The organism is Candidatus Eremiobacteraceae bacterium (assembly GCA_036511855.1).
Lineage (GTDB): Bacteria > Vulcanimicrobiota > Vulcanimicrobiia > Eremiobacterales > Eremiobacteraceae > JABCYQ01.
Genome location: DATCBN010000055.1, coordinates 1 through 8,041 on the forward strand (window position 1 = coordinate 1; position 8,041 = coordinate 8,041).

11 protein-coding genes are annotated in these 8,041 nt (G+C 60.5%); all 11 read right to left on the minus strand.

Annotated features, from left to right (window positions below; all coding sequences use genetic code 11):
• The coding region (locus VII69_07900) for an AMIN domain-containing protein (GenBank protein ID HEY5095020.1) at positions 1 to 481 on the minus strand (481 nt) is incomplete at its 3' end.
• A gap of 5 nt (positions 482 to 486) precedes the next feature.
• Positions 487 to 1,005 (minus strand): hypothetical protein, encoded by a 519-nt coding sequence (locus VII69_07905; GenBank protein ID HEY5095021.1) that lies wholly within the window; start codon positions 1,003 to 1,005, stop codon positions 487 to 489.
• Positions 1,006 to 1,009: 4 nt separating this feature from the next.
• Positions 1,010 to 1,894 carry a type 4a pilus biogenesis protein PilO gene (gene pilO, locus VII69_07910; GenBank protein ID HEY5095022.1) on the minus strand — a complete coding sequence of 295 codons (885 nt, stop codon included), beginning with the start codon at positions 1,892 to 1,894 and terminating at the stop codon, positions 1,010 to 1,012.
• Positions 1,891 to 2,466 (minus strand): PilN domain-containing protein, encoded by a 576-nt coding sequence (locus tag VII69_07915; GenBank protein ID HEY5095023.1) that lies wholly within the window; start codon positions 2,464 to 2,466, stop codon positions 1,891 to 1,893. Before VII69_07915 ends, pilO begins: the two co-directional genes overlap by 4 nt.
• A gap of 31 nt (positions 2,467 to 2,497) precedes the next feature.
• Positions 2,498 to 3,622, minus strand: a complete 1,125-nt coding sequence (pilM, locus tag VII69_07920; protein ID HEY5095024.1) for a type IV pilus assembly protein PilM — start codon at positions 3,620 to 3,622, stop codon at positions 2,498 to 2,500.
• Between the two features lie 155 nt (positions 3,623 to 3,777).
• Positions 3,778 to 4,479 (minus strand): Crp/Fnr family transcriptional regulator, encoded by a 702-nt coding sequence (locus VII69_07925; GenBank protein ID HEY5095025.1) that lies wholly within the window; start codon positions 4,477 to 4,479, stop codon positions 3,778 to 3,780.
• Positions 4,480 to 4,604: 125 nt separating this feature from the next.
• Positions 4,605 to 5,372, minus strand: coding sequence for a prepilin peptidase (locus VII69_07930; protein HEY5095026.1), 768 nt, complete (start codon positions 5,370 to 5,372; stop codon positions 4,605 to 4,607).
• A 13-nt stretch (positions 5,373 to 5,385) separates the two neighbouring features.
• Positions 5,386 to 5,817, minus strand: coding sequence for a type II secretion system protein (locus tag VII69_07935; protein ID HEY5095027.1), 432 nt, complete (start codon positions 5,815 to 5,817; stop codon positions 5,386 to 5,388).
• A 108-nt stretch (positions 5,818 to 5,925) separates the two neighbouring features.
• A complete protein-coding gene (locus tag VII69_07940) occupies positions 5,926 to 6,357 on the minus strand; it encodes a type II secretion system protein (protein HEY5095028.1) in 432 nt (143 codons plus the stop codon).
• A gap of 110 nt (positions 6,358 to 6,467) precedes the next feature.
• Positions 6,468 to 6,893 (minus strand): prepilin-type N-terminal cleavage/methylation domain-containing protein, encoded by a 426-nt coding sequence (locus tag VII69_07945; protein ID HEY5095029.1) that lies wholly within the window; start codon positions 6,891 to 6,893, stop codon positions 6,468 to 6,470.
• Positions 6,894 to 7,074: 181 nt separating this feature from the next.
• Positions 7,075 to 8,041 (minus strand): hypothetical protein (locus tag VII69_07950; GenBank protein HEY5095030.1); only part of this gene is annotated, 967 nt, incomplete at its 5' end.

Below are 8,041 nucleotides of genomic sequence, written 5' to 3' on the forward strand. Positions count from 1 at the left end.
CCGCTGTGACGGGCGCCGCCTGTGAGGCAGGCACGTTATACGCGATCTGGCCGGTGTGCACCGCCAGCGTGACGGTCTTCGCCCCGTGCGCTCCACTCAGGTCGTACTGCGCCGGCCCGTGGGATTCGACCACGATTCGCATCACGGCCGGGGATGCCGAGAACTGACCGACCCGGACTTGATGGATTTGTCCGCCGGAGAATCCGACGACCTTTGTCTGGCCGCCGAAGGTCGCCGGGGAGAGGTCGATCACGAGATCTTCGACCCCGCGTTGCGTGTCGACCGCAAAGCGCTGCACGTGGGCGGTGACAGTTTTCGTCGCCGACACGGACACCGTGAACGATCCCGTTTGTCTGCCATACGAGACGTCGGTCACAGGGTTCGGACCAGTGCTTGCAGGCGGTTGGGCCGCAAATCCGGCGCTCAGGCCGAAAACGCTTGCGAGAAGCCCGGCCGCCGCCGACCGAAGATGCCGATGCATGTACCTTAACCCCCTAGCGAAAAGTGACGCTCTTCTTTGTTTGTTGCGAGCGTTACGGAATCGGGCCCGATGGCTACGACGCGGAATTTGTTCTCGACGTAGTCGCCGGGATGAACGACGTACGAGGCGCCGTTGGCTGTGATGATCGCGGTGAATCCGCCGTCATGCACGATGCCGGTGACTAGAATGCCGTCCCAGATGGTCGCGCCGCTCTTCGGTGCGCCTTCAAAGCCCGGCAATGTCGGAATGTGCGGGAACGAGCTCACGGCGACGCTCTTGCCGCTGGACACGGTAGTGCTCGAGCTGAAGAGCGCGACGAATGGATCGGTGCGGCCGGTGCCCGCCAACGCTTTTGCGCGGACGATCGGTACGGGCGTGGAGCTGGCCGGCGGCGGAGTCTGCGTGAGTTCGGCTTGAGACATCGGCGTTGTGACCGGCCCTTGATCGAGCGGCGGCGCGCTGGAACATCCAGCCGAGACCATCCCGAAGGCAAGCACTATGGCAAAGCGAGCGTGCACGTTCACCGCATTATCCTCCGCTGCCCGCGGCGGGCGAGGCGACAGGTTGTGGAGCCACCGGTTGTCCGGCCGTGAGCCGGTAGGCGGTGATCGGAAGCGTGATGCGGAGCGAAGGCGTGTCGCCGGCGGGTGGCGAGAACACCGGACTGAGGGTCACGCTGCTGACGCCGATCAACTTCGGAAACTTATTGAGATCGCGTAGAAATTTCTGCAGTTGCGTGAACGTCCCGACGAGTTCCATGTTGACCGGAACTTGCTGGAAAGATTGGTTCACGTACACGATCGCGTTCTGGCGCGCGCTGGGCGTGGCATTTGCGGCCGGAACGGCGTTCGCTCCCGCACCGTTGGCGGTAGGTGCCGGTGTGCCGTTCTGCGGCTGGCCCTGCGGGCCGGCCTCGCCGGTCGCAGCGGCTACATCCGAAGTTTTCGCGGCTTGCATGCTGGCGCCGCCCGCGGCATTCACCGCGCTATTGATCACCGGAATCTTCGAGAGACTCGAGGTCCCCGAGCCCGGTGCGACCGGCGTGGTGGTGGTGCCCCCGGCCGGCGTTGGCAACGGCTGCGGCACCACGGACGTCACGGCGAGACCGTCACGCTTGGCCAGGTCTTCGATCTGCTTCAGATACGACGGGATATACGAACGGTTGTCCGAGGTGAGCTCGACTCCGGCCAGTCTCGTGCGGATCTGCTGCTCGAGCGCGAGATACTGCGGCTTTTGGTCTGCGACGCGCTTGAGGTCGTCGTAGTTCTGCTGCAGCGAGGCCAGTTTGGCTTGATCGGCCACAAGCTCGTTGTGCTTGGGTTGGTACATCGAATAGTAGCCGACGAACGCGATCACAAGGACGATGACCGTGATGATGAGATTACGGTAAAGTGGCGACAGTTGAAAACTCATTGCATGATCACCGCGTTCGAGATCTGGCCCGACATGATGAAGTTGATGTTGCCGCCAGGCTGCGTTATCTTGCCGACTTCTTGCGTGCTGCTCGACAGCGTCGCGTCGCCGAACATGTTGGAGGCGTCGAGATCCAGCATCAGGTCCGCGACCTGTCGAAACGTGGTGGACTTGCCGGTCAACGCGACGGTGCCGCCGGAATCGCTGTGCGTGATGTTCACCGCCGTGTACCAGACGCCGGACGGCGTGACTTCGCCGAGCGCTTTTATGACTTCTGCCAATTGCGTCGGGCTCTGCTTGATGCGCTCGAGCTGTTCGGCCTTGGCCTGCAGCTGCGTCACTTCGTCGCGCAGATCGTCGACATATTTCACCTGCGCCTGCTCGAGCGCGACCTTCGAGGTCTCTTGTTCGATCTGCCCGTTCAGCGCGGCGATCTGATTGTTCATGAACGCCGTCATGACGAACATCGCGATGATTTCCAACACGACGACTACGAGCCCGACCGCCATACCACGGTCGAAAGTGACCGCCGGTTTTCGTTGTGCGGACGGGAGCAGATTGATATTGATCACGAGTGTGCCCTCAGACCCGTAAACGCAGTGCTCATGCGGTCGCTGCCACGCGGCCCAGTTCGGGGACGAGATCTCGGCGCGCCAGCCCGGCGGCGACGATCAACGACGGGCCGATCTCTTTGAGATAGTCGGCCGGGAAATCGGCGGGATTGAAGCCGCTGATGTCTAGCGGATTGGCCACAGTCACCGGCAACCCGAGTTCGTGGCTGAGAAACGCGTCTAGATTCGTGAGCCGGGCGGTGCCGCCGCCCAGCAAGACGGCCTCGATGGTCTCGCCGCGAAAACGCGTGCGGAAGTAATCGAGGGATTTATGGATCTCGGTGACGAGCTCGGTGAGCGGCGGCGTGATGACGTTGAAGATCCTGGTCACCGTGGGCGCGACCGGTTGGTCATCGCGTTGAGAAAGGATGGCGGCTTTTTCGCGTTTCATTTTTTCGGCCTCGTCGATCGACACGTTCAGTCCGGTGGCGATGGCCTTGGTCATGCTGTTGCCGCCTATCGGCACGTTACGCGTGAACGGCACGAAGCCGCCCTTCGTCACGTTGATGCTCGTCGACGCGGCACCGATGTTGATGATCGCGATGTTTTGCTCGTACTGTGGGCTGTCCGGCGTGAGCATGGCGCGGACCATGGAGAACGGTTCGACTTCGATGACTGCGGGTGTGAGGCCGGCGAACTGCAGGGCGCTGACTTGCGACATGACCAGATCTTTTTGCGCGGCGACGATGAGCACGTCCATGCTCTGACCGTCTTCTGCCGAGCCGAGGATCTTGGCGTCGATCTGGGCTTCGTCCACCGAGTACGGCAAGAACCGTTCGGCCTCGTACTTCGTCGACTCGCGAAGCTCGCGTTCGTTCATGTTGGGCATGCTGACTTGGCGGACCACGACGGATGGTCCGGCGACGGCACTCACGGTGCGCTTTGCGGTGATCGCGCCCTCGGTGATGAGCTGGCGGAGCGCTTCGCCGACAAGCGGCGGATCGGTGACGACGCCGTCCTTGAGCGCGTTCGCGGGCGTGGCGATCTTGTAAACGTGTTCGAGTTCGATGCCCCGGGCGGTGGCGCTGAACTGCACCGCCTTCAACTCATATGAGCCGAAGTCGATGCCGACGTAGCGCTGTGCGCCCCGCGAGAAAAATCTGCTAACAAACGCCATGTCCGGCCTTTTCTCTCCAACTCCGCGTGGAATATAAAATAGGCGAGCGGGGGTGACTCTCAATGCTATGTATCGGCAGAGGCGGGACGGACATTAGAACGCACATTCGGTCGCATATGCGACCGGATACCCCCAGGTTCCGCCGTATGGGACGTCTAACCAAGAATCGCTTGAAGCCGATCGTGATCGTTGATGACGATATTTGCGGTCCGCATATCGATCATTTTCTCATCCCAGAATCGATTGAGCATGCGGTTGACCGTCTCACGCGTCGTGCCGATCATGTTGGCCATCTCTTGGTTGGTGAGGCGCAGAGTGAGGCGGATGCCCCCCTCCGCTTTCTCGCCGAAGTTCTTTTCGAGATTGAGGAGCAGCGATGCGAGCCGCGTGCGTATGTCTTGATACGCAGCCGCTTGGATGGCTTGATTCGTGGCCCGCAAACGCGATGACAACGCGAGCACCAGGCTCAAACTCATATGCGGGCTCTTGACGAGCAAGTCGAGGAATTCTTTGCGCGCGAGGATCGCGACTTCCACGTCGCGCAAGGCTTTGATCGTGGCGGATCGCGGCGATGCGTCGAGCACCCCCATCTCGCCGAAGAAATCTCCGTCTTTGAGGATGGAGAGGATTGTCTCTTTGCCGTCGTTGCTGACGCGCGTGACGGCGACGTTGCCTGCGATGACGATGAAGAGCGCGTCGCCCGGATCTCCTTCGTACACGAGCACTGCGTGCTTGGTATAGCGGCGGGTCTGCGCGAGGCTGGCGACGGCGACGAGGTCGGCATCGCTGAACTCGGCGAACAGCGGCACCTTTCTCAACAGTGCGGCGTCTACGTGTCGTTCCGGGATATGCTGCACGATGATCCGTCCTTGGCCATCTGGCGCGATAATGACAAATGCGGCGCAAGCGCCGAACGCCTGCTCACATACACGTTATATCGGCAACATGACCGCGCTTGTAAAGACCCGATTTGGAGCTTACGTCATGTCCCGAAAGGGAGCCGGGAGAGCCCGGGCACCCAAACAAGCGCGTTTGGCATGTAGAGCGCGGCGAGCGCCCCTAGGACGAGAAAGGGTCCGAACGGCACCGCATCGCGGCGGCCTCGGCTCCCTGCGGCGAGCACGGGCAGCATGAGCAGGCTTCCAAAGACGAATGAAAACGCGGCAGCGGCGATGGTGAGATGCAATCCCAGAAACAGCCCGATCACGAGCGCCAGCTTCGCATCCCCGAGGCCCATACCGGCCCCTCGCGTGGCGAGATACAGCAGCCCGAAGATCGCGCCGCCCGCCAGCGCACCGAGTAGCGCATCCACGATCCGTCCGGCGACGATGGCTTCGACCAGTCCGATGAGCGCCGCCGGCGCGATGACGACATCGAGGATAAGCAAGTGGTCCAAGTCGATGAACACCACCGCCACCAGCGTGGCGGCGAGAAGTGCGACGCCGAGCGCGTCGATCGTCAAGCCGTAGACCACAACAGTAAGGGCGAAAAGAGCCGCGGTCATCGCTTCGACAAGTGGGTAACGCAACGAGATGAGGGTCTTGCAGTGACGGCATTTGCCGCCCTGGATCAGCCACGAGACCAGCGGAAAGTTTTCGAATGCGGAAAGAGGATGCGAGCACGTCGGGCAGTGCGACGCTGGAAACGCGATCGACTCGCCCCGCGGCACGCGGTAGATGACGACGTTGAGGAACGACCCGACGATGAGTCCGAACAGAGCTGCCGCGATGACGACGAATGCTGGCATCATGTAATGCGGACGGCTAATTGCCGATCAGGCCGGAGTTCTGGCTGAAGATCACGCTCGTGCATGTGCTTTGCCCGCAAGTGGTTCCACCAGCCTGACGGAGATTTCCCATTGTGCTCTTGTCGTGGCCGCCTGTGTCGGAGATCTGATACGATCCGTATGCCGGGCTAGCGGCGTTATTGATCGCATATAACGATCCGTTGACCGGATCCTTGGGCTGCTGCACCAGATAGCTGGACGGAAGCGTGAGCGGATACTGGCCCGCGTTGTCGACCGCGTACTCTTCCATGGCGGTGGCGATGCCCTTTTCGTTGTCCTCGCAAGCCGAAGCCTGCGATTCGGCGCGTGCGTGAGCGAAGTTAGGGATGAGGATGGCGGCGAGAATCGCAATGATCGCGATGACGATCATCAATTCGATAAGGGTGAATCCGCGCGCTCTGGCTTTCATGTCCGTCCGTTCTCCATCGCTTTAGGTCTACGTTCATAATGCCCATCTGAGCCCGTCTACAGCACCCGGATTCGTAAGTACGACTGATATCACACATAAGAGACGAACCTACGGGAGTCCGATCAGCCCGGCGTTTTGGTTGAAATAGACTTTCGTGCACGTGGCCTGGCCGCAGCTTGTCCCACCGGTCTGATACAGATTGCCCATCGTGGTCATGTCGTGACCGCCGGTGTCTGAGATCTGGTAGGAGCCGGCTGCCGGAACCGAGATCGAGATGGAGTATGCCGAATTATTGACCGGATCTTTTGGAGCGGAGACGAGATACATCGCCGGCAGAGTTATGGTGTATACGCCATGGTTGTCCACTGCGTACTCCTCCATGGCGGTCGCGATCTGCTTTTCATTGCCTTCGCACGCCGCTGTTTGTGCTTCCGCGCGCGCGTGGATGAAGTTCGGGATGAGAATAGCCGCCAGAATGGCGATGATCGCGATGACGATCATCAATTCGATGAGGGTGAAGCCTCTGGTTGACTTGCTCACGTTTGATCCTCAATTTCCGGGCCGGCGTGCCGGCCAAGAATAGGGTCGCTCAAAGAAACAGACGGGTCGACATTCAGCCGGCCCGTCTGTCGCATGTACTTGTGTTCGGTCTAGTTGCCTTGCAAACCCGAGTTTTGGTTGTAGAGGACTGACGAGCACAGTGTCTGGCCGCAGGTCGCGCCGGCCTTGTTCAGGTTGCCCATCGTAGTCTTGTCATGTCCACCGGTGTCTTGGATCTGATACGATCCAGCGGCGACGATCGACGTCGAGATGACGTAGTTGACGTTGTTGACGGGGTCTTTCGGCGTGACGGCAAGGTATAGCGCCGGCAGCGTCGTGGTGTAGAGGCCTTGGTTGTCTACTGCATACTCTTCCATGGCGGTTGCGATCTGCTTCTCATTGCCTTCGCACGCGGCTGTTTGTGATTCCGCACGAGCATGGATGAAGTTCGGGATGAGGATGGCCGCCAGAATCGCGATGATCGCGATGACGATCATCAGCTCGATCAGCGTGAATCCCTTTTGTAATCTCTTCACTTTGGGGTAGTCCTTTCGGTTATTTGGAAAACACTTGATGGCTGCTTAGTCGCCTTCCTGGGCGAAGCATCCGACATTTACTTTATCGGCGAGGAGCTATGCGGCCTGAAGTCTGGCAGACCGCGCGCTGCCGTTCATGGCAACTCTTGTCACTAGTATTAATACCCTTGCCGTTGGGGACCTAGACCCGTTTCGGAGTGACCTTTCGCACACCCGGACCGGTACGATGTGCCGGACCGAACAGCAGCACATAGACCTCGTTCGCAGGCTCGAAGCGCGCCTCATGCCAGACACGCAGCACGGAACGATCGGACTGCAAATGGCGCAAAATGCGATGTCCTGGATCTGGATACCACCACTGATTCTCGACGTACCACACCCGCGCAGCCGGCTGCGAATCGATCAGGCGCATCGTGGGATCGACGTCGCGATAGGTGTTCGGGCCGTAGCGATCGTGACCCGAGAATTCCGGATACCCTTCCACGATGAGACCCGGAAACGCCTGATCGAACACCATCACGTCCGACTTCTGCTCATTCAGCCCCACGTAAGTGCTAACGAGAAACCAATCGGAGAATTGGTAGTAGGGATCGAGCAAAAGATTCGAAGCGCAGACCGCCTCGAAGACGACGAACGAGGCTGCGAGCGCGACGCCCAACACGCGCAGCCGCGAAGCGAACAACGCGGCGCTCACGCCGCCTATCGCGATCGCGACGGCCGGCAGCGCGGTCAACAGATACCGCGGAATGGCGAGTGATTTCGCAAGCAGCAGCGTGGCGCCGAATTGCAGCACGATCTGCAACAGCCACCATGGAAGCACCGTCGATCGCCCCAACCACGCGGCTGCTCCGAGAACCGCGATAAGAACGCATCCTACGGCGGGGGAAAACCACGGCTGGTGAACCCACTGCTCGGGCGCGCCAAAGACGACCAAGCCGGAAAAGACGTCGATCACGTTCGGGTGCGTCGATGACGTGTACCCGCCGAGCGGGAACTGGATCCTGATCGCCCAGAGCCACGGAAGCAACGACGCGCAGGACGCGGCCGCCACAACCAAGACCGGCCAGCGTTTTTGAAACGCGACGCAGGCGTATCCGCACTGACAGACGATGATCATGGCCCCCAGATACTGCAGATACGGTAAGACC